The sequence below is a fragment of the Hydrogenophaga soli genome, from assembly GCF_054777695.1.
The window spans coordinates 24,016-42,741 of sequence record NZ_BAAHAK010000014.1 but is presented as its reverse complement, the minus strand read 5'-3'; the positions used below and the strand labels follow the sequence as shown (position 1 = coordinate 42,741).

Genomic DNA, 18,726 nt, shown 5'->3' with positions numbered 1-18,726 from the left:
TGACCCAGCAAAACGCGGCGCTGGTGGAAGAAATGGCGGCAGCGGCCTCGTCACTCAACACCCAGGCGCAAGACCTGGTGCAGACCGTGGCCGTGTTCAAACTCTCGGCCCAAGACGGCCAGCGGGCAGGCGCTGGCCGCACGGCGGCTGCACCTGCGGCAGCGCCCCGCAAAGCCCCTCACGCCAGCGCCACCCGGGCTCTGGCCCCGGTGAAATCGGCGGCCAAAGCGCTGTCGGCGGCCCAAGCCGGTGCCAAGGCCAGCGCCAAACCGGCGGCGGCCCCCAAGCCAGCGGCCAAGCTGCCTGGTGAAACGGCAGCGGCCACCTCCACCAACACGGCCATCGCGCCCAAGGCCAAGGGTGGGGATGAGGACTGGGAAACGTTCTGAGTCTCGTCACGCCCCCTGGGAAGGGGGCGCATGGCGCGAAGCGTTGGGGGGCTCAATGGGCAGCGTCACACGGAAGATGCTGCCACCGCCGCCGACCTTGTTGCGCACCGTGATGTCGCCTGAGTGGGCTTGCACGATGCCGTAGGCCACGGCCAGCCCCAGGCCCATGCCTTTGCCCACGGGCTTGGTGGTGAAAAAAGGCTCGAAGACGCGGGGCAGCACATCGGCTGGTATGCCCGTTCCGGTGTCCTCCACTTCAACCCATACCCGTTCCATTTCGACACCGCTGCGAAGCGTGATGCAGCCGTGTGCAGGGATGGCTTGTGCAGCGTTGAGCAGCAGGTTCATGAACAGTTGTTTGAGTTGGAAAGGCATGCAGCGGATCGGCGGCAGTGCGCCGTAATCCTTGACCCATTCGGCTTTTTGCCGAACGTCATGGCCCACGATGTTGAGGGCGCTGTCCAGGCAATCGTGAACATGGGCCAGTTGCCAGTCGGCGTGGCCTGGTCTTGAGAAATCGCGGAGGTCGGCCACAATGCGTCTGACCCGCTCGATGCCTGCCAGCGATTCTTCAAGCAGCTTGGGTGTGTCGTCGCGGATGTAGGCGTAGTCCATGGCGGTTTCCAGGTCGTGGATCTGTTGCCGCACGGGATCGTCTGTCGGTTTGTGCTTCAGCGCCATTTCATAGGCTTCCACCAGACGCAACAGCTCGGACAGGTAGTTTTGCAATGTGCCGAGGTTGGATTTCACAAACCCCACAGGGTTGTTGATTTCGTGCGCCACCCCCGCCGCCAGCTGACCGACCGCGGACATTTTTTCGGCATGGAGCAATTGCGATTGTGTGTCTTGCAACTGCTGATTCAGCTTTCTCAGGGTCACGACCTGTTCGGCCATTTCGTGTTCCAGGCGTTTGCGTTCGGTGATGTTTTCGACGATGGACCAGACGTAGTGCCGATGATCACTCCCGGTGATTCGCACGCCGCTGGTCTGCACCGGCACATGCAGGCCGTCGGGTCGCAAGTACTCCAGTTCCATGGCGTCGTAATGGCCTTCGTCCTGGAGCGATTGGCGGATGTGGTCCACCCGGTCGGCGAACTGCTGGGGGATCAAGTCCCAAAGGCGTGTGGTCTTCAGCGCGTCGTCGGAGCAACCCAACAGTTGCTGATAGGCGTTGTTGCACTCCAGATGGGTGCCCGCTTCGTCCACCAGGGCGATGCCCAGGGGTGAGTGGCGAAACAAGGCACCCAGCTTTTCGTCGCTGGCGGCTTCGGCCAGCTTGCGTTCGGTGATGTCAAGGGTGACGCCGATCACCGCAGGGCGGCCTTGGAACTCCGATGCCCGGCCATGCACTTCAACGTGAATGCGCCGCCCATCCCGGTGCAGGCCCACGAAGGTGTAGCGCATTTCTGTCACCTGACCTTCGGTACGGCGGCGGACGTTGTCTGCCACGCGTTGGCGCTCTTCGGGTGCAATCAGCTCGGAAATCTTGATGGTGTCGATCAACTCGGTGGGTGATGCGTAGCCAAAGATGCGGGCGAACTCCTGGTTGACATAACGAAAGCACCCGTCCTGGATCACGTAAATGCCGGCCAGTGACTGCTCAATCAGCGCTTGGGCCCAGGCTCCGCTCATGGCCAGATCGGCTGACTGGGGTGCCAGTGGTTGTGTTTTTTCGGGGTCACTCATGATTTGCCTCAGTTCCAACGAGTTTCCTCTGCTGCACCGAAGCGCGAACAACAAGAAGGCGTCGGTGAAGCCGGGGGCACTGAAGGCCATGGCAAGAGGAAACCTCAGGCCATTGTCTTCCGAGTGGCCGATCTCGCCAAGCAGGGCGCCAAGGTGTGTTGCATGGAAAAATGCACCCTCTCATCGGCAGAGGCGGGGGCAAATTACCACCGCCAACTCACCGAGCAATCGGCTGCGACGGCATGGGCACTTCAACCAACTGACCTCTGCGAAACCCGGGGCGGTTCAGCTTCGCCGTGGATCACCAGCGTGGGCACGCTCACCCGTTTCAAGTCATCGCGGAAATCGGTTGTGTCGAATGCATCCATGCAAGCCAGCGCCGCATGCTGTGCCGACTGATGGCACAGGGTGACGGCCGCAATGCATGCGGACTTCGGTACTTTCAGCACCCCGTGGGCAGAGAAGAAGTTCTTCACGAACTGCTCGAAAAACGCTTGGCGGTCTTGTTCCAGGGCGTGCCTTTGCTGTTTCGCATGCTCGGGGGTGAGCGGGCCCGTGGGGTTGTCGGCCGTGGCCATCAGGTAAGGTGGCACGGCGGCGGCGAACACCACGCTGTGCAGGCGCGATTCGCCGTGCCGGGCGATGTAGCGGGCCACTTCGCCGCCCCCCATTGAAAAGCCCACCAGCGTCACGTCTTGCAGCCCGCACTGCGCCATGACGCGATGCAAGTCGTCGGCCAGGGTGTCATAGGTGTAGCCGGAAGCGGGCTTGTCCGATTGTCCAAAGCCCCGTCGGTCATAGGCCACCACGCGATACCCCGCGGCACGCAGTGCAGACACCTGCGGTTCCCATGCCTGGGCAGACAGCGGCCAGCCGTGGATCAGCACCACCGGACGTCCGCTGCCCCCGCTGTCCTCAATGTGCAGGCGCACGGCGTCTGCGGCGGCGGGCTGAGGGGGGGTGTCGGAGTCGTCCGCACGGGTTGATGCCCCGGCTGCGGCACCGCCCAATGCACCGGCAACGGCCCCCAGTGCAACCCCCACCACCACCCCGACAGGCCCGCCCACGGCCACCCCGAGGGCCCCGCCGGAGGCGGCTCCTGCCACCATGCCGCCGCCCGTCAGCACCGAGTTGGCCTCGCGCACCTCTTCTTGCGGGGGCATGGGCGTCTGTGCGGCAGGGTCCGGGTCTTGCGAGGGAATGCCATGCCCGGGGTTGGCCTGTTCGGCAAGATCCCCATCAGCCGCAGGGGGGGGGAGTGCAAGGGGGTGGCAGCAGAGGTCATGGGTTTCTCCAGGTCAAAGTCAACAGAACGGCGAGGCGCACAGCCATGGGCCGCCGAGGCCCCCCGCAAGTCGCTTGGTGGAAGGACCCGCCGCACATGGACGAGTCCGTGTTGACGCGTCATGCCCCTCACATCGGACGGCCTGTGCACAGGCGCGCAGACCACCAACGCCCCGGGTCATCGCGTCAACCGCGCCGGTGGTGAAGAAGCCGGACAGACCCCAGCCAAACGTTGATTCCATGGTGCGGGCTCTGGGCTTCAGCGTCTGTGCATCAACCCACACAGCGCGCCCATTCGAAACCTATGTGTGGATGTCCGTTCTTCCCCTGTCGGGCCTCATTCCGCCCCGACACGCCACACCACATTGCCCACGTCATCGGCCACCAGCAACGCACCTCGCCGATCCAGGGCTACCCCCACCGGACGGCCGAATGCTTGGCCGTCATCGCTCAGGAACCCCGTCAGCACATCGATGGGCAACCCCACGGGTTGGCCTGCCTTGAAGGGCACAAAAATGACTTTGTAGCCACTGTGCGGCTGACGGTTCCACGAGCCGTGTTGACCAATGAACATGCCGTGGGCAAACGCAGGTGGCAGCGTGTTCCCCTGCGACCAGGCCAGGCCCAGTGAGGCGGTGTGCGCCCCCAGCGCATAGTCGGGCACCAATGCCTGGGCGACCAGATCGGGCCTGGGGGGCTGCACACGCTCATCCACATGCGGGCCAAAGTAGCTGTAGGGCCAGCCGTAAAACCCCCCGTCTTGCACCGAGGTCATGAAATCGGGCACCAGGTCATTGCCCAGGTCGTCGCGCTCGTTCACCACCGTCCACAAGGCCCCGAGGACGGGCTCCCAGGCCAGCCCGTTCGGGTTGCGCAGGCCCGAGGCAAAGACGCGCGGGTTGCCGGTGGCGATGTCCACCTCCCAGATGGCGGCACGTCCGGCCTCGGCCTCCATGCCACGCTCGGCCACGTTGCTGTTGGAGCCCACCGTGACCCAGAGCTTGGTGCCGTCCGGGCTGGCCATCAGGTTTTTGGTCCAATGGTGGTTGATGTCGCCCGCAGGCAGTTCGACCACCCTGACCCCCGGTGACGCCAGGCGGGTGTCGCCCTCGGCATACACAAAGCGACGCACCGCATCGGTGTCGGCCACATACAGGTGTGGCCCGACCAATGCCATGCCGAAGGGCGAGTTCAGGCCATCCAGAAACACCGAACGCACATCGGCCACGCCATCCCCGTCGGTGTCGCGCAGCAAGGTGATGCGGTTGGCGCTGGCCGCACCAGCCCCAGCACGCTTCATCACCCAACCGGTGATCCAGGCTTTGAACCCTTTGGCGGTCTCCTGATGCGGTGTGTTGGTTTCAGCCACCAGCACATCCCCGTTGGGCAACACATGCAGCCAACGCGGGTGTTCGAGACCACGGGCAAATGCCCCAACCCGTGTCCCGGGTGCGCCCCGGGGCACCGTCCCCTCGGGCCAGCCTAGGGCTGGAGCGATGTTGACCGTTGGCATCCATGAGGACTGGGGGGCAGGCAAGTCGGGCTGAGCCCCGTACCCCTGCGCCCACGGCGGTGGTGGTGTGTCGGCACAGGCCGACAACGCGATCGCGAACACGGCGCTCAACGCTTTTGATTTGGACATCAGGTGAACCTCTCGCACGGCGCTGGGGCACAGGAGGGAAGTGTCCGCTCGGGGTGGCCCATGGTCTTCATGGGGGGCCATGCTCATGCCCAGGTTCAACACCGTCTGTTCGGCGCCACACCGTGAACCGCGAAGTCCCCACCCCATGGCCTCGGACACCGCTGCCTGGCCATGGGAATACCTGTCAGCCTACCCAGGGTTGAGCACAGACGTTTTGGCCAGCTTCCGCCAGTTGATCCATCGGTTGCAAGACGAGCTGGCCCAGGTGGAGGGGGGATTGACGCGGGTCGTCTGCCATGGGGACACACACGGCTTCAACAACCATGTGTTCAACGGTGCGGACGGTTCCCCACGACGGTGTTTTTTGACTTTGACGACGCAGGCCCCGGTTTTTTGGCCTACGACCTGTGCGTGTTGGCGTGGTCCCATTTGATTCGAAACGGCCTCAAGGAGCCCGACGCTGTGCTGCGCGAGCGTGGGGCGCACTACCTTCGCGGATACCGCCCAGGCGGCGGTGAAGTCAGTGATGCCGACCTGGCCGCGCTGCCCTTGTTTGTGCAGTTGCGGCACCTGTGGAACATGGGTGCAGCCGCCGGGCGGCTGCACCACTGGGTGAGCTGCACCGTGGCGCATGAACACAATTGCTTGCCTCCACGAAAGCTGCGGGCAGGAGGCCCTCATCAACGCCAAAAATGGACCATGTGGGTTTTTGTTCACTGAACTGAGTGAAAGGCGAAAGCCACGGGATCGCCGTCAGTTATCCTGCCTTGGTGTTTTCTCCAAAGAGTTGGGGCATTCACCACCATGAAACCTGATCAACACGATTCCATCCGTTCCAAACCGTTGAAGGGTATTGCAGACCCCTGGTCCAGGCCATGAGTTGTGTGCTGGCCTGTGATTTGGGGGGGACCAACTTTCGTGCCTCGCTCATCGATGAGGAAGGGGTTGTCCTTGCTGAAAGTGTTGTTCCTTGCCCCATCCACGGCTCCGAAGTCGGCTGGTCGGAAATAGAGCCGGAACTGTGGTGGCAAGCGCTGATTCACGCGTGTGGCAGTCTGGCGGTTGCCGAGCCCAGGCTCTTTTGCACCGTTGAAGCTGTGGCCATTTGCGGGGTCACGCGCAGTCAGGTGTTTTTGGACAGCAAGGGGCAAAGCCTTCGCCCAGCCATCATCTGGAATGACAGTCGAGCAAGTCATTTGGCTGAGCAGTTGGCGGCAGATGTTCCTGAACCACACCCTGAGTTGGCAAACCTCAACGCCTTTCATCCGCTTGCGCGTTTGGCATGGCTTCGCATGGAAGAAGGGGCCACGTTTCGGAAACTGGCCACCGTGCTGGAGCCCAAAGACTATTTGAACTTTCGCCTCACGGGGCAACGCGCCAGTGACAGGATGTCAATGGCGCGTCTTGTTGCTGCTGCTGAACAGGTACAGGGTGTAGATCTCTTCTGCCACATCGGCACCTCGACGCGCATCTTGCCGACCTTGATGGATCCGTGTGCCATGGTGGGTACCGTCAGCGCCGACCCAGTCGCACCGTTTGATCGACTTGTTGGCCGACCTGTCTTTTGCTGCTCCGTTGACACTTGGGCATCTGCCTTGGGGTTGGGTGCCTTGCGCCCTGGTGTGGCGTTCAATGTTTCGGGCACCACAGAAGTTTTTGGTGCCATGAGCCCCAATACCGTTTCTGCGCAAGGTCTGCTTTGTGTCGATTGGGGTGGATTGTTTCAAATTGGAGGCCCGAGTCAAAGCGGGGCCGATACCGTGCGCTGGTTGCTTTCCCTGTTGGGACAGGATGTTCCTGAGAGCCGCAACATTGGCATCACCTTGGATGCATTGTTGGAGCTTCCGCGTCATCCCCAGGCGTTGCTGTTTTTGCCGTATCTTCAAGGCGAGCGTGTGCCCTATTGGGATCCGGCTTTGCGTGGGGCATTCATTGGGCTTCAGCGACAACATCGGGCAACTGATCTTGCCCATGCTGTTCTCGAGGGGGTCGCGTATTTGAATCGCATAGTGCTGGATCGTGCCGAAACAGCACTGGGGCATGCCGTTTCTGAAATACGCTTTGGCGGCGGTGGTGCATCCAACACCATTTGGCGACAAATCAAAGCGGATGTTTGTGAGCGACCAGTCATTGTGGGAGCTTCGGCTCAGCCCGGCACGTTGGGAGCGGCTCTTGTGGCATGGACTGGATTGGGGAGATTCAGCTCACTGGAACAGGCCCAAGACACATTGGTCAAGGTGGCATCACGATACGAGCCAAATCCAAAGAAAACCGAATTTCATCGGCGCATGTTTGAATTGTTTCGGCAGAGTGAAAGTTGTTTGGTGAATATTTCTCATGAACTAGTGAGAATTGGTGCTGCTGTTTGAGTATTTGTGAGATCTGGTTAATGCCCATCAATGCCATCATCAGTCGTTTTGGAACCGCCATCGCCGGACTGGGCATGGTTTTTTTGTTCATGGTATTTGCCCCCAACTTTGCATCGGTTCCCAACCTGGTCAATGTGCTCGCTGAAATGGCTTTTTTGGCCATTCTTGCAACAGGGTTCACAATGGCGTTGACCGTGGCAGAAATCGATCTTTCCGTCGCTGACGTGGCAAGCCTTGCGGCGGTTGTCTGTGGTTGGCTTATACAGATGAACTACCCGGTTTTTATCGCGACAAGTGCCGCGCTGATGGTGGGCTGTGCCTCAGGCTTAATCAACGGATGGGGTGTCACGTCATTGCGTGTTCCATCGTTGATCATGACTTTGGGCACGGCCTCAATGGCCAAAGGACTGTCTTTCATGGTCACCCAAGGGGTCGCGTTTGTGGGAAGTTGGCCTGTAGCCTTTACTGGATTGGCCAGGGGTACAAGCTTTGGGGTGCCGAACCTCCTGGTGTGGTTGGCCACAATCACGTTGTTCACTCACGGATGGGTGAACTGGACACGCATCGGTGCGCATTTGTCTGCAACAGGGGAGGCCGATGAAGCGGCTTATCGAGCAGGCATCGCAATCGGTCGCATGAAGCGCTTGGGAATGACTGTGTCGGCCATTCTTGCCAGTGTGATGGCGGTGCTGCTGATTGCCAACTTATCTTCTGCCGCCCCTGGCATGGCCGGTGATTATTTGTTGTATGCCTTGGCTTCAACGCTTTTGGGCATGACCATGTTTCAGCCTGGTAAGCCCAATGTCATGGGGACAGTTTTTTCTGCTTTCGTGCTCAAGGCAACAGGCAATGGCTTGGTGTTGTTGGGCGCGCCATATTACATGCAGGACATTGTTTTGGGTGTGGCCATTGTTGGATCGGTCGCATTCTCGGCAAGCGCTGTCAAAAAAGCAGCATTCAAGGTTTGATTGAATCACAACCCCATTGGAGGTACATCATGGACACTTTCGAAAAATTCCTTGAACGAACCACCGCCGCAACGCTGTTGTGGCTGGCCACCTCAGCACATGCGTTTGAGGTTGGCATCATTGGTTTCCAGTTTTCATCGGAAACTCACGCCCGTGTTGTCAATGCAGCGGCCAGTGCTGCCAAAGCGAAGGGGTGGTCTGCAACCGTGCTCAATTCAGAGGGCTCCTTGCCCAAGCATGCCGAGCAAATTGATGCATTGATCGCCAAACAAGTTGATGCCATCGTCATTGCAATGGGTAAACCCACTGAAGCAGAAGCCAAGCTCAAGGCCGCGCACGATAAAGGCATTCCCATTGTCACCGTGATGGCGGGATCGAGCCCCCACACCCTGTTTGATATTCAGACCAATGAGTACAAAGTTGGGGCTGAGGCTGCGCTCTATTTGTTGGGTCAAATGGGGTACAAGGGTAATATTGTCACCAGTCGATTTGATCAAAATGTCGCAACTCGAATCCGGGGTAAGGTGCTTGATTCCGTTCTGTCCGAGAACCAGGGTGTCAAGGAATTTGGGAAATTCTCCATGTCACGAACGCAAAGTTGGCGCGATGACGTGCGTGCAGGTATGCAGGCCCTTTTGTTGCAGAATCAAGGGAAAATCAATGGAGTCTGGGCGTCTTTTGATGGGCAGGCGTATGTCATAGATGATTTGCTTAAGGCCCAGGGTGTCAAGAAAGGGCAAATTCCGTTTGTCTCGGTGGATGGCGGGAAAGAAACCTATGCACGAATTGCCGATCCCAACTCAACACTGATGGCCACTGTCTCGATTCCATTTGAAGACATGGGGAGGCAGGCCATTGATGCAATCCAAGCGGTTGTTGTAGAGAAGAAGTCAAAGGAGGTAATGACAAAAGGTCCCTATTTATTCAGAGAGGCTGTGCTTGTTGATAGGTCAAATGTGCATGAATACCTGAAATGATGCGGTGATATTTGGGTGGGTTTTTTGAAAATGATTGGAGTGAATTCGGTTAATTAAAGCTGTAGCATGGGTAAGTCAATCATCTTGTCTCTCCGTGATGTTGGTAAACATTATGGATCGGTTGTTGCGCTTCAACAAGTCAATCTTGATATAGCAAAAGGCGAGGTGGTGGCCATTTGCGGGAACAATGGAGCGGGCAAGTCAAGTTTGGTAAAAATCATCTCGGGTGCCGAGCGTCCCAGTTTTGGGAGTTTGTTCTTTTGCGGAAAAGAAGTTCAATTTTCCACGCCCCGTGACGCTCTGGAAAGCGGTATTGCAACCATTTACCAGGATTTGGCTTTGGCACCGCGCTTGTCCATTGCCGCCAATGTGTTCATGGGTTCAGAACTGACACGCTCCATTGGCGTGCCTTTTCTGCATTTTCTAGACAAGCAGCGCATGGCGGTCGAGGCTCGGCAGTATTTGGCCCAACTGTCTGTTCCCCTGAATGACATGTCTATTCCAGTGGAACAGCTGTCTGGCGGACAACGGCAGGCGGTTGCCATTTCCAGGGCCTTGCGCTGGCGAGCTCAAATCATCGTGATGGACGAACCTACCGCAGCATTGGGTGTAAAAGAATCCATTGCAGTGCTTGGCTTGATTCGCAAACTTAAAGAGAATGGTCACACCGTCATACTTGTGAGCCACAACATGCGTGAAGTGGTCGCCCTCGCGGATCGGGTCGTGATCATGGAGGGAGGGTGCAAACGACAGGATCGCCTTCTCAACGGATTGGATGCAGAGGCGTTGGCTCAGCTGATAGTGAGCCGGAGCGAATGACGTTCATGCGTCAGTGAACTCCTAACGCATGCAGTCGGTTTTTGCCAACAAGTCTGCCAGCATCCGAGCCACCACTTTCGTGGCTCGGCGCAGGTCGGCCAGGTCGATGTGTTCGTCGGCCCGCTTGGCGTTGCTTTCGCGCACGGTGCGGGGGCCTGCGCCGTAGATCACGCCGGGAATGCCGTGTTCGCCGTACAGCCGCACGTCGGTGTACAGCGGGGTGCCCACGGCGGGAATGGGCTCGCCAAACACCGCTTGGCCGTGGTGCTGCAGGGCGGCCACCAGCGGGGCGTTGCCGGGCAGGGGGCGCATGGCGCGGGCCAGCAGGATGCGGCGCACGTCCACCTGCAGGGCCTTGCCGCCGCGGGGCGGGTTGAAGCTGGCGGCGGCCTGGGCGATGGTGGTGCGCAGGCTGGCTTCGACCTGTTCGGGGTCTTCCTCGGGGATCATGCGGCGGTCCAGCTTCAGCACCACCTTGCCGGGAATGACGTTGGTGTTGGTGCCGCCCTGGATGAGCCCGATGTTGAGGTAGGGGTGGCTGATGCCTTCCACCTGGGAGCTGACGCCCAGGTAGTCGCGGTTGAGCTGGTACAGCGCGTTCATGATGTGCACCGCGCCTTGCAGCGCGTCGGTGCCACTGTCGGGGATGGCGGCGTGGGCCATGTCGCCTTGCACCGTCACCTCCAGCTGCAGGCAGCCGTTGTGGGCCACCACCACCTGGTAGCTGAACCCGGCGGCCACCATCAGGTCGGGACGGGTGTGGCCGTGTTTCAGCAGCCAGCCGGGGCCGAGCTCGCCGCCGAATTCTTCGTCGTAGGTGAAGTGCAGCTCCACGCCGCCCCGCAGCGCCACGCCCTGGGCCTGTGCCACGGCCTCCAGCGCCCGCAGCGCAAAGGTGAAGGTGGAAAAGTCGCACTTGCTCACGGCAGAGGCGCGGCCATACAGCTTGCCGTCCACCACGTCACCGCCGTAGGGCGGGTGGGTCCAGCCCTCGCCGGGGGGCACCACGTCGCCATGGGCGTTGAGGGCGATGGTGGGGCCTTCGGCAAAGTGACGGCGCACGATGAGGTTGGTGATGCTCTCCAGCCCCGCGGCCCGCACCTCTTCGGGCGGCACGGCAAAGGCTTCCACCGTGTAGCCCAGGGCGGCCAGCAGCTGGGCGGTGCGCTCGGCATGCGGGGCGTTGTTGCCCGGCGGGGTGTCGGTGGGCACGCGCACCAGTTGCTGCAGGAAATCCACCTGCTCGGCAAAGTGGGTGTCCACCCAGGCGTCAAGCTGGGCGCTGAGCGTGGGGGGGAGTTCGGGGGTGGGGTGTGTGGTCATGGGGTTGCTATATATTTGCTAGCTGTTTGCGCTTTTGTATAAAGCGATAGGTGCCAAAAAGTCATTGAATTTCTGAGGGCTGTGCCAGTTGGTTCAGCAGGTGGCTGAAGGCATCCACGGCGCGTTGCATGTCGTCGGCGGTGGTGCTTTCCAGTGGGTTGTGGCTGATGCCGCTGTTTTCGCCGCGCACAAACAGCATGGCCTGGGGCATGGCCTCGTGCAGCTTCATGGCGTCGTGGCCCGCGCCGCTGGGCATGCGGAACACGGGCAGGCCCAGGGCGTCCACGGCGGCTTCCCAGCGGGCTTGCCAGGCGGGGTCGCTGGGGGCGGCGGCGGCACGCAGGGTTTCTTCCAGCGTGTGGGTCAGGCCCCGGCGTTTGCAGATGTGCTGCAATTTTTGCAGCACGTCACGCTCCACCGCATTGCGCTGGGCGTCGCTGGGGGCCCGAATGTCCAGGCTGAAGCGGCACACACCGGGCACCACGTTGATGGAGCCGTTGGGCACCTGCAGCTGGCCCATGGTGGCCACGACACCTTCACCTGCTGGGCCATCCAGCGCGGCGCGTTGTTCCAGGTACAGCGCCAGTTCGGCCACGGCGCAGGCGGCGTCGCGGCGGCGGTCCATGGGCGTGGTGCCGGCGTGGCTGGCCTGGCCCTCCACCTCGCCCAGGTAACGCACGCTGCCGTTGATGCTGGTGACCACGCCCAGGGGCAGGTTCAGCTCGTTGAGCACGGGGCCTTGTTCGATGTGCACTTCCACAAAGCCCAGGTAGCAGGCCGGGTCGCGGCGCAGCGCGGCCACGGCGGGCAGGATGTCGGCATCGGCCTCGCTGGCGCACAGCCCGGCCTGGTGCATGGCGCGGCGCAGGGGGATGCCGTCGGCGTCCAGCTGGTCCAGCCAGGCGGGGTCAAAACCGCCAGTGAGGGCGCTGGAGCCCAGGAAGGTGGCCTTGTAACGCTGGCCTTCTTCTTCGGCAAAGGCCACCACTTCAATGCCAAAGGGCAGGCGTTGCCCGGCACGGTGCAGTTCGCGCACGCAGGCCATGGGCACGAAGATGCCCAGCCGCCCGTCGTACTTGCCGCCGTTGCGCACGGTGTCGTAGTGGCTGCCGGTGAGCAGGTAGGGTGCCGCCACGCCCGGCGTAGGCGCAAGCGTGGGGGCCGGGTGAAACCGGCCCACCACGTTGCCCACGGCGTCCAGGTGCACCTCGTCGAAGCCGCAGTCGTGCATCCAGCGCTGGAGGTCGGCGGCGCAGGCGCGGTGGGCGTCGGTCAGGTAGGTGACGGTCAGTTGCCCCAACTCGGCACAGCCCGGGTCGGCGTGGCGGGCGAGTTGTTCCTGCCAGTCCCACACCTGCTGGCCCAGCGTGGGCTCCACGCCAAACTTGTCGTTCAGGCGGATTTCGGCAATGCGGTGGATGTTGCGGATGCACTCGGCCAGCTCGAAGTCGGGGTGGCCTTGCAGGCGGCGTTCCAGGGTGTGGATGATCTGCTGCTTGCTCAGGCCCGTGCCCCGCGGGCCGCGCACCGCCAGGATGAAGGGCCAGCCGAACTTGGCGTTGTAGGCGGCGTTCAGGTGCTGGAGGTGGGCAAATTCCTCGGGTGTGCACTGCGTGAGGCCCGCCTTTTGCTGCTCGTTCGTCGATTCGGCGGTGAGGGTCTGGGCCACCATGGCCTTGCCCGCGAGTTCCGGGTGGGCACGGATCAGCTCTTTTTGAGCCTCAGGGCCTGCCTCCGCAAGAACCACGGTCAATGTGTGCTTCAAATGTGAGAGCGATTTGAAAGGCCGGTGCGCCATGGACTGGCCCACGATCCAGGGCGTGTGTTCGTACAGGCCGTCGAGCATCTTGGCCGCCACATCGGGCGGTGCGGCGTTGAGTCGGGCCAGGGTGAGGGGGATGGTCATGGTGCAGGGCTCAGCCGGGGAAGGGGTGGGTGGCTTTCCAGTGGCGGGCAATGTCCACCCGACGGGTGATCCACACGCCTTCATGGCGCTGGATGTGGTCCAGGAACCGCTGCAGCGCGGTGATGCGCCCGGGGCGGCCCAGCAGGCGGCAGTGCATGCCGATGCTCAACATCTTGGGGCGGTCCAGGTCCGCCGGATCACCCTCGGCGTACAGCGCGTCAAAGCTGTCCTTCATGTACTGGAAGAACGGGTCGGCGTGGCTGTAGCCCTGAGGCAGCGAAAAGCGCATGTCGTTGCAGTCCAGCGTGTAGGGCACGATGAGTTGGGGCACCACGCTGCCGTCGGACTTTTGCACCTTCATCCAGAAGGGCAGGTCGTCGCCGTAGTAGTCGCTGTCGTACTCGAAGCCGCCGAAGTCGGCCACCAGGCGGCGGGTGTTGGGGCTGTCGCGGCCGGTGTACCAGCCCGCGCCGTGCAACTGGCGGTTTTGGTCGCCCGTGATGCGGGCCAGGGTCTCCATGGCCAGGGCCATGTGCTCACGTTCAATCGACTCGTCCAGGTTCTGGTAGTGGATCCACTTCCAGCCATGGCAGGCAATCTCGTGGCCCAGTTCGGCAAAGGCGGCGGTCACGTCCGGGTGGCGCTCCAGCGCCGTGGTCACGCCGAACACCGTCAGCGGCAGGCCGCGCCGCTCGAACTCGCGCAGGATGCGCCACACCCCGGCACGAGAGCCGTATTCGTAAATGCCCTCCATGCTGATGTGCCGGGCGGGAAAGGCCGCGGGGTTGAACATTTCGGACAGAAAGGTTTCGCTGGCCGCATCGCCGTGCAGCACGCAGTTCTCGCCGCCTTCCTCGTAGTTCAGGACGAACTGCACGGCCACGCGGGCACCGCCCGGCCAGCGGGCGTGGGGCACGTCGCGGCCATGGCCGACCAGGTCGCGGGGGTAGGGGCGGGTGGTGTCGTAGGTCATGAGAGGGCCATGGAAATGTCGTTGCTGGGCAGCTTGCGGTCGAAATGCAAGCTTTGTTCCACATGCTGCAGGTGTTCGTCCATCAGGCGCACGGCCAGGGCCTCATCCTTGGCGGCCAGGGCGTTGACGATGGCGGCGTGTTCCTCGCTGGAGTGCTCGGCGGCGCTGGTGCTTTGGTACATGAGGGTGATGAGGGCGCAGCGCGACAGCAGCTCGTCCAGCAGCTGCGCCAGCACCTGGTTGCCCATGAGCTCGGCCACGCGCACGTGAAAGTCGGCCAGCAGCTCGGTGCGGCCCGACACGTCCTGCCGGGCCACGGCCTGTTTTTCCTGCCGAACGTGGGCCTTGAGCGCCTTGATCTGCGCCGGGCGGACCTGGCGAACAAACTCGCGCACCATGGACGCCTCCAGCATGCGGCGCACCGCAAACACCTGCCGCGCCTCGTCGGCCGACGGCGTGGCCACAAAGGCCCCCCGGGCGGGCTCCATGCGGATGAGGCGGTTGCGCGTCATCTGGAACAGCGCCTGGCGCACCAGCGTGCGCGACACGCCAAACTGGTCGGCCAGCTTCTGTTCGGCCAGTTTGGTGCCGGGGGCCAGGCGGTGCTCGACGATGGCGCGGGTGAGCGATTCAACGATGCGGGCGGTGCTGGATGCCGATGACACCGCCGGGGTGCGGGAGGAGGGCGCGGCGCTCATGGAACGGGGGCTGGGTGGGGGCGTTCGCGGAAAGGTGATGGATGGAAAGTGTATACACTTTGCCGTCAACCGAACATTGGAGAACTGCCATGGGCCTGAGCACCCACGTCCTGGACACCATGCACGGCTGCCCCGCCGGGGGCATGCGGGTGAGGTTTTACGCCACCCAGGCCGGTGAGACCCGACTGCTGCGCGAGTTGCAGCTGAACGCCGACGGTCGCAACCCCGACGGCCCGCTGCTGGACAACGCCAGCCTGGCCGTGGGCACCTACCGCCTGGTGTTTGACGTGAAGGGCTACTTTGCCGCCAAGGGGGTGGTCTTGCCCGAGCCCAACTTCCTGGACCAGGTGGCGCTGGACTTTGGGGTGGCCGACCCCAGCCAGCACTACCACGTGCCGCTGCTGGTCAGCCCCTGGAGTTACAGCACCTACCGGGGTTCGTGAGGGGGCGGTTGGGCACCCGCCTCAGTCGATGTCGGTGGTGTGGATCTGGAATGCGCCCTGGCGCAGGTCGTCAAAGTAGTGGCGCAGGGTTTGTTTGACGGTGGTGAAGGCCAGCTGGTCCCACGGGATGGTGTCTTCGGTGAACAGCTGCACCTCCTGGGTTTCGTGCCCGGGGTCGAAGTCCAGGCTCAGCAGTTTGGCGCGGTAGTACAGGTGCACCTGGCCCACACGCTTGACGTTCATCAGGGTGAACAGGCCCAACAGCTCAATCTGAGCCCCGGCTTCCTCGTCGGTCTCGCGGGCGGCCCCTGACGACGTGGTTTCCCCCAGCTCCATGAAGCCCGCGGGCAGGGTCCAGAACCCATGGCGGGGTTCGATGTTGCGCTTGCACAGCAGCACCTGCTCGCCCCGTTCGCCCCAGAAGGGCACCGTGCCCACCACGTTGAGCGGGTTTTCGTAATGCACGGTGTGGCAGCAGGGGCAGACGGCGCGGGTGCGGGTGTCGCCATCGTCGGGCAGGCGATGGACCACCGCCGCACCACAGCGGCGGCAGTGCTGGATGTTGCTCACGGTGGGGCTCCCAAGGTGGTGAATCGGGCGGGGTGACTCAGGCCACGTGCACGGTCAGGGGCACCAGGCCTTCCACCTGGGCATGCAACACGTCGCCCGGCACCACGGCGGCCACGCCTTCGGGGGTGCCGGTGAAGATCAGGTCGCCGGGCTGCAAGGTCCACGCGGCGGACAGGTGCTCGATGGTCTCGGCAATGTTCCAGATCAGCTTGGACACGGCGCTGCCCTGGCGGGGGCTGCCGTTCACGGTGAGGGTGATGGCGGCTTGCGCCACCTGGGGCACCGTGGCCGCAGGGCTGATGGGTCCCAGCGGAGCCGATTCGTCAAACGCCTTGCCAATGCACCAGGGGCGGCCTTGCTTCTTCATGTCGTTTTGCAGGTCGCGCCGGGTCATGTCCAGGCCCACGGCGTAGCCGAACACATGGTCCAGCGCCTGCGCCGCCGGGATGTTGCGCCCGCCCTTGCCAATGGCCACCACCAGCTCCACCTCGTGGTGCAGGTTCTGGGTGAGTGGGGGGTAGTGCATGGTGACCGGGTCGCTGCCGTGGGCGGGCACCACGGCGTCGGCAGGCTTGAGGAAGAAAAACGGGGGTTCACGCCCGGTGAAGCCCATTTCCTTGGCGTGCTCTTCGTAGTTGCGGCCCACGCAGTACACGCGGTGCACGGGGAAGACGGCGTTGGAGCCCACCACCTCGACAGTGGTCAGCCCGGGGGCGGGAACGGCAAATTCGGCGGCAGAGGACATGGTGCAACGGGAGGGCATCGGAATGCCACAGCTTACCGTGTTGGCGAGGTGGGGTCGTGGCGGTGGGTGTTATCCCTGAGAGGGGTGGGCCGCAGTCAAATCGGTCATCAGGCCGGTATATGCTGTGCAGCATGAAGCTGTACAACTACTTCCGATCGTCGGCCTCGTTCCGCGTTCGGATTGCCCTGGCCCTCAAGGGCCTGCCGTTTGACTACGTTCCCGTGCACCTGGCCAAGGCCGAGCATCAGCAAGCCGGTTATGCCGAGCTGGTGGCCGACCCGCTGGTGCCCATGCTGGAAACCGATGGGGGCGAGCGGCTCACGCAGTCGCTGGCCATCCTGGAGTACCTGGAAGAAACCCACCCCAACCCCCCCTTGCTGCCTGCGGACGCCGCGGGCCGCGCACGGGTGCGGGCCCTGGCGTTGTCGGTCGCGTGCGAAATCCACCCGCTCAACAACCTGCGCGTGCTCAAGTACCTGGTGAAGGACATGGGCCTGTCCGAGGTGCAAAAAAACCAGTGGTACGCCCATTGGGTGCGTCAGGGGCTGGAGGCCTTTGAAAAGGCGCTCGCCACCGGGCCGCAGGGGCGTTTTTGCCATGGTGACCAGGTGACCTTGGCCGACTGTGTGCTGGTGCCCCAAATTTTCAACGCCCAACGGTTTGCCGTGCCCCTGGACGGGCTGCCGCAGGTTTTGCGGGTGTTCGATGCCTGCATGGCGCTGGAGGCGTTCCAGAAGGCCCAGCCTTCGGCGTGCCCGGATGCCGATGCTTGAGCCCACTGTCCATGCCTGAGGCCCAAGGGTTCTGGCCCATGGACTGGCCGTTGCCGCCCGGTGTGCGGGCGGTGATGACGTCGCGCCAGCCGGGGGCTTCGGTCGGCGGGCATCGCGGTTTCAACTTGGCCACGCATGTGGGCGACGATCCGCAGGCCGTGACCGCCAATCGCGCCCAACTGGCGGCCCACATCCAGGCCCGGCCGGTGTTTTTCAACCAGGTGCATGGCGTGGTCTGCGTGCCCGTGCATGGCCAGACGCCCGATGGCACCGTGGGTGACGCCGCCACCACCACCGACGAGGGTGTAGCCTGCACCATGATGGTGGCCGACTGCTTGCCCGTTCTGCTGTGTGACCGACATGGCCGCCAGGTGGCCGCGGCGCACGCGGGCTGGCGGGGGCTGGTGTTCGGGGTGCTCGACACCACGGTGGCCGCTTTTGCCGACATCCCGGCAGGGGAGCTCACCGCCTGGCTGGGGCCGTGCATCGGGCCGACCCGGTTCGAGGTGGGGGATGACGTTCGAGACACCTTTGCCTGCCGCTGGTCCACCGAGGTGTTGGGGGCGCCGTGGTTTGTGCCGCATGCCAAGGTGGAGGGCAAATACTGGTGCAACCTGATGGCCTTGGCCCGCTGGCGGCTGGCCCAGTTGGGGGTGGAGTCGGTGCATGGCAACGACGGTTCGTTGCCCTGGTGTACAGCGTCTCAGCCCGAGGTGTGGTTCTCGCACCGTCGCGACGGCAGCACCCCCGGCGGTACCGGGCGCATGGCCGCCTGCATCTGGCGTGAGGGGGCTGCGTGAGGTCTGTGTGCGGTGCGTCGGTGTCAGGGCTGAGGTGGGGGCGAGGGGGGCATTTCAGATGGCGTGGGCGGTGCGGACGGTGTCTGCGCCTGTTCGGCCGCTTTGCGTGCCCGGCGCCGGTGGGGGGTGTTCAGGATGTACATCAACAAGGCCACGGGCAGCGCCCCGTACAGCAGGAAGGTCATCGCTGCACCCAGCAGCGTGCCCGTGGGGTGGGTGGCTTCGGCCACGGTCATCATCACGGCCACATAGAGCCACGCAATAGCCACAAGGTACATGGGATGGAACAGGTAGAAAATGAACGTGTCAGCGTGCTGGAAGCGCATGCCCCCAGACTGGCCCGTGAAAACCACCGCGGACG

At 62.8% G+C, this 18,726-nt stretch carries 18 protein-coding genes and 1 pseudogene; 9 read left to right on the top strand and 10 right to left on the bottom strand.

Translation table 11 applies throughout. The features are described 5' to 3' along the window. Positions 1 to 389: pseudogene (locus ACYVB7_RS19120) on the top strand (methyl-accepting chemotaxis protein); the annotation flags it as partial. A 6-nt stretch (positions 390 to 395) separates the two neighbouring features. Here the strand turns inward: ACYVB7_RS19120 and ACYVB7_RS19115 are convergent. From ACYVB7_RS19115 to ACYVB7_RS19105, 3 genes are all read right to left on the bottom strand, one after another. After that, the gene (locus ACYVB7_RS19115) at positions 396 to 2,075 is read right to left on the bottom strand and encodes a PAS domain S-box protein (RefSeq protein ID WP_460510458.1); all 1,680 of its coding nucleotides are present in this window, start codon (positions 2,073 to 2,075) and stop codon (positions 396 to 398) included. 251 nt (positions 2,076 to 2,326) lie between these two features. Beyond that, positions 2,327 to 3,238: an alpha/beta fold hydrolase gene (locus ACYVB7_RS19110; protein ID WP_460510456.1), complete on the bottom strand. Its 912-nt coding sequence runs from the start codon at positions 3,236 to 3,238 to the stop codon at positions 2,327 to 2,329. A 458-nt stretch (positions 3,239 to 3,696) separates the two neighbouring features. Then, the gene (locus tag ACYVB7_RS19105) at positions 3,697 to 5,001 is read right to left on the bottom strand and encodes a PQQ-dependent sugar dehydrogenase (protein ID WP_460510454.1); all 1,305 of its coding nucleotides are present in this window, start codon (positions 4,999 to 5,001) and stop codon (positions 3,697 to 3,699) included. A gap of 357 nt (positions 5,002 to 5,358) precedes the next feature. Here ACYVB7_RS19105 and ACYVB7_RS19100 point away from each other — a divergent pair, with 357 nt between their 5' ends. The 5 genes from ACYVB7_RS19100 (at position 5,359) to ACYVB7_RS19080 (ending at position 10,134) form a co-directional block, all read left to right on the top strand. Continuing rightward, complete coding sequence (locus tag ACYVB7_RS19100; protein ID WP_460510452.1) at positions 5,359 to 5,721, top strand: aminoglycoside phosphotransferase/kinase family protein; 363 nt, start codon at positions 5,359 to 5,361, stop codon at positions 5,719 to 5,721. 155 nt (positions 5,722 to 5,876) lie between these two features. Beyond that, complete coding sequence (locus ACYVB7_RS19095) at positions 5,877 to 7,370, top strand: xylulokinase (RefSeq protein ID WP_460510450.1); 1,494 nt, start codon at positions 5,877 to 5,879, stop codon at positions 7,368 to 7,370. Between the two features lie 20 nt (positions 7,371 to 7,390). Beyond that, entirely contained in the window at positions 7,391 to 8,338 is a 948-nt protein-coding gene (locus ACYVB7_RS19090; RefSeq protein ID WP_460510448.1) for an ABC transporter permease, read from the top strand. A 29-nt stretch (positions 8,339 to 8,367) separates the two neighbouring features. After that, positions 8,368 to 9,315: a sugar ABC transporter substrate-binding protein gene (locus tag ACYVB7_RS19085; RefSeq protein WP_460510446.1), complete on the top strand. Its 948-nt coding sequence runs from the start codon at positions 8,368 to 8,370 to the stop codon at positions 9,313 to 9,315. Between the two features lie 66 nt (positions 9,316 to 9,381). Then, positions 9,382 to 10,134 (top strand): sugar ABC transporter ATP-binding protein, encoded by a 753-nt coding sequence (locus ACYVB7_RS19080; protein ID WP_460510443.1) that lies wholly within the window; start codon positions 9,382 to 9,384, stop codon positions 10,132 to 10,134. 21 nt (positions 10,135 to 10,155) lie between these two features. On the opposite strand, the gene ACYVB7_RS19075 is transcribed toward ACYVB7_RS19080, so the two are convergent. From ACYVB7_RS19075 to ACYVB7_RS19060, 4 genes are all read right to left on the bottom strand, one after another. After that, the gene (locus ACYVB7_RS19075) at positions 10,156 to 11,457 is read right to left on the bottom strand and encodes a zinc-binding metallopeptidase family protein (RefSeq protein WP_460510441.1); all 1,302 of its coding nucleotides are present in this window, start codon (positions 11,455 to 11,457) and stop codon (positions 10,156 to 10,158) included. Between the two features lie 61 nt (positions 11,458 to 11,518). Beyond that, entirely contained in the window at positions 11,519 to 13,363 is a 1,845-nt protein-coding gene (gene uraD / locus ACYVB7_RS19070) for a 2-oxo-4-hydroxy-4-carboxy-5-ureidoimidazoline decarboxylase (RefSeq protein WP_460510439.1), read from the bottom strand. Between the two features lie 10 nt (positions 13,364 to 13,373). Then, positions 13,374 to 14,336 carry a polysaccharide deacetylase family protein gene (gene puuE, locus ACYVB7_RS19065; RefSeq protein WP_460510437.1) on the bottom strand — a complete coding sequence of 321 codons (963 nt, stop codon included), beginning with the start codon at positions 14,334 to 14,336 and terminating at the stop codon, positions 13,374 to 13,376. After that, positions 14,333 to 15,034: a GntR family transcriptional regulator gene (locus ACYVB7_RS19060; RefSeq protein WP_460510435.1), complete on the bottom strand. Its 702-nt coding sequence runs from the start codon at positions 15,032 to 15,034 to the stop codon at positions 14,333 to 14,335. The genes puuE and ACYVB7_RS19060 overlap by 4 nt, the downstream gene beginning before the upstream one ends. A gap of 89 nt (positions 15,035 to 15,123) precedes the next feature. Between ACYVB7_RS19060 and uraH the strand changes: the two genes are divergently transcribed. Next, positions 15,124 to 15,477, top strand: a complete 354-nt coding sequence (uraH, locus tag ACYVB7_RS19055; protein WP_460510433.1) for a hydroxyisourate hydrolase — start codon at positions 15,124 to 15,126, stop codon at positions 15,475 to 15,477. A 21-nt stretch (positions 15,478 to 15,498) separates the two neighbouring features. Here uraH and ACYVB7_RS19050 read toward each other — a convergent pair whose 3' ends face one another. Then, entirely contained in the window at positions 15,499 to 16,047 is a 549-nt protein-coding gene (locus tag ACYVB7_RS19050) for an NUDIX hydrolase (protein WP_460510431.1), read from the bottom strand. A 37-nt stretch (positions 16,048 to 16,084) separates the two neighbouring features. Further along, the gene (locus ACYVB7_RS19045; protein WP_460510429.1) at positions 16,085 to 16,792 is read right to left on the bottom strand and encodes a fumarylacetoacetate hydrolase family protein; all 708 of its coding nucleotides are present in this window, start codon (positions 16,790 to 16,792) and stop codon (positions 16,085 to 16,087) included. Between the two features lie 131 nt (positions 16,793 to 16,923). Between ACYVB7_RS19045 and maiA the strand changes: the two genes are divergently transcribed. Together maiA and pgeF are read left to right on the top strand one after the other, a co-directional pair. Next, positions 16,924 to 17,565 carry a maleylacetoacetate isomerase gene (gene maiA / locus ACYVB7_RS19040; RefSeq protein WP_460510427.1) on the top strand — a complete coding sequence of 214 codons (642 nt, stop codon included), beginning with the start codon at positions 16,924 to 16,926 and terminating at the stop codon, positions 17,563 to 17,565. After that, positions 17,562 to 18,365 (top strand): peptidoglycan editing factor PgeF, encoded by an 804-nt coding sequence (gene pgeF / locus ACYVB7_RS19035; RefSeq protein WP_460510425.1) that lies wholly within the window; start codon positions 17,562 to 17,564, stop codon positions 18,363 to 18,365. Before maiA ends, pgeF begins: the two co-directional genes overlap by 4 nt. Before the next feature lie 23 nt (positions 18,366 to 18,388). Here the strand turns inward: pgeF and ACYVB7_RS19030 are convergent, their stop codons facing one another. Next, a complete protein-coding gene (locus tag ACYVB7_RS19030; RefSeq protein WP_460510423.1) occupies positions 18,389 to 18,643 on the bottom strand; it encodes a hypothetical protein in 255 nt (84 codons plus the stop codon). Positions 18,644 to 18,726 lie beyond the last annotated feature (83 nt).

Bases quoted from the DNA above. Each gene is read 5' to 3' on its own strand.
- ACYVB7_RS19060 (WP_460510435.1), bottom strand. From the start codon at position 15,034: ATGAGCGCCGCGCCCTCCTCCCGCACCCCGGCGGTGTCATCGGCATCC.
- uraH (WP_460510433.1), top strand. From the start codon at position 15,124: ATGGGCCTGAGCACCCACGTCCTGGACACCATGCACGGCTGCCCCGCC.
- ACYVB7_RS19085 (WP_460510446.1), top strand. From the start codon at position 8,368: ATGGACACTTTCGAAAAATTCCTTGAACGAACCACCGCCGCAACGCTG.
- ACYVB7_RS19115 (WP_460510458.1), bottom strand. From the start codon at position 2,075: ATGAGTGACCCCGAAAAAACACAACCACTGGCACCCCAGTCAGCCGAT.
- ACYVB7_RS19095 (WP_460510450.1), top strand. From the start codon at position 5,877: ATGAGTTGTGTGCTGGCCTGTGATTTGGGGGGGACCAACTTTCGTGCC.
- ACYVB7_RS19090 (WP_460510448.1), top strand. From the start codon at position 7,391: ATGCCCATCAATGCCATCATCAGTCGTTTTGGAACCGCCATCGCCGGA.
- ACYVB7_RS19080 (WP_460510443.1), top strand. From the start codon at position 9,382: ATGGGTAAGTCAATCATCTTGTCTCTCCGTGATGTTGGTAAACATTAT.
- ACYVB7_RS19110 (WP_460510456.1), bottom strand. From the start codon at position 3,238: ATGCCCCCGCAAGAAGAGGTGCGCGAGGCCAACTCGGTGCTGACGGGC.
- puuE (WP_460510437.1), bottom strand. From the start codon at position 14,336: ATGACCTACGACACCACCCGCCCCTACCCCCGCGACCTGGTCGGCCAT.
- ACYVB7_RS19075 (WP_460510441.1), bottom strand. From the start codon at position 11,457: ATGACCACACACCCCACCCCCGAACTCCCCCCCACGCTCAGCGCCCAG.
- ACYVB7_RS19105 (WP_460510454.1), bottom strand. From the start codon at position 5,001: ATGTCCAAATCAAAAGCGTTGAGCGCCGTGTTCGCGATCGCGTTGTCG.
- ACYVB7_RS19030 (WP_460510423.1), bottom strand. From the start codon at position 18,643: ATGTACCTTGTGGCTATTGCGTGGCTCTATGTGGCCGTGATGATGACC.
- maiA (WP_460510427.1), top strand. From the start codon at position 16,924: ATGAAGCTGTACAACTACTTCCGATCGTCGGCCTCGTTCCGCGTTCGG.
- ACYVB7_RS19045 (WP_460510429.1), bottom strand. From the start codon at position 16,792: ATGTCCTCTGCCGCCGAATTTGCCGTTCCCGCCCCCGGGCTGACCACT.
- uraD (WP_460510439.1), bottom strand. From the start codon at position 13,363: ATGACCATCCCCCTCACCCTGGCCCGACTCAACGCCGCACCGCCCGAT.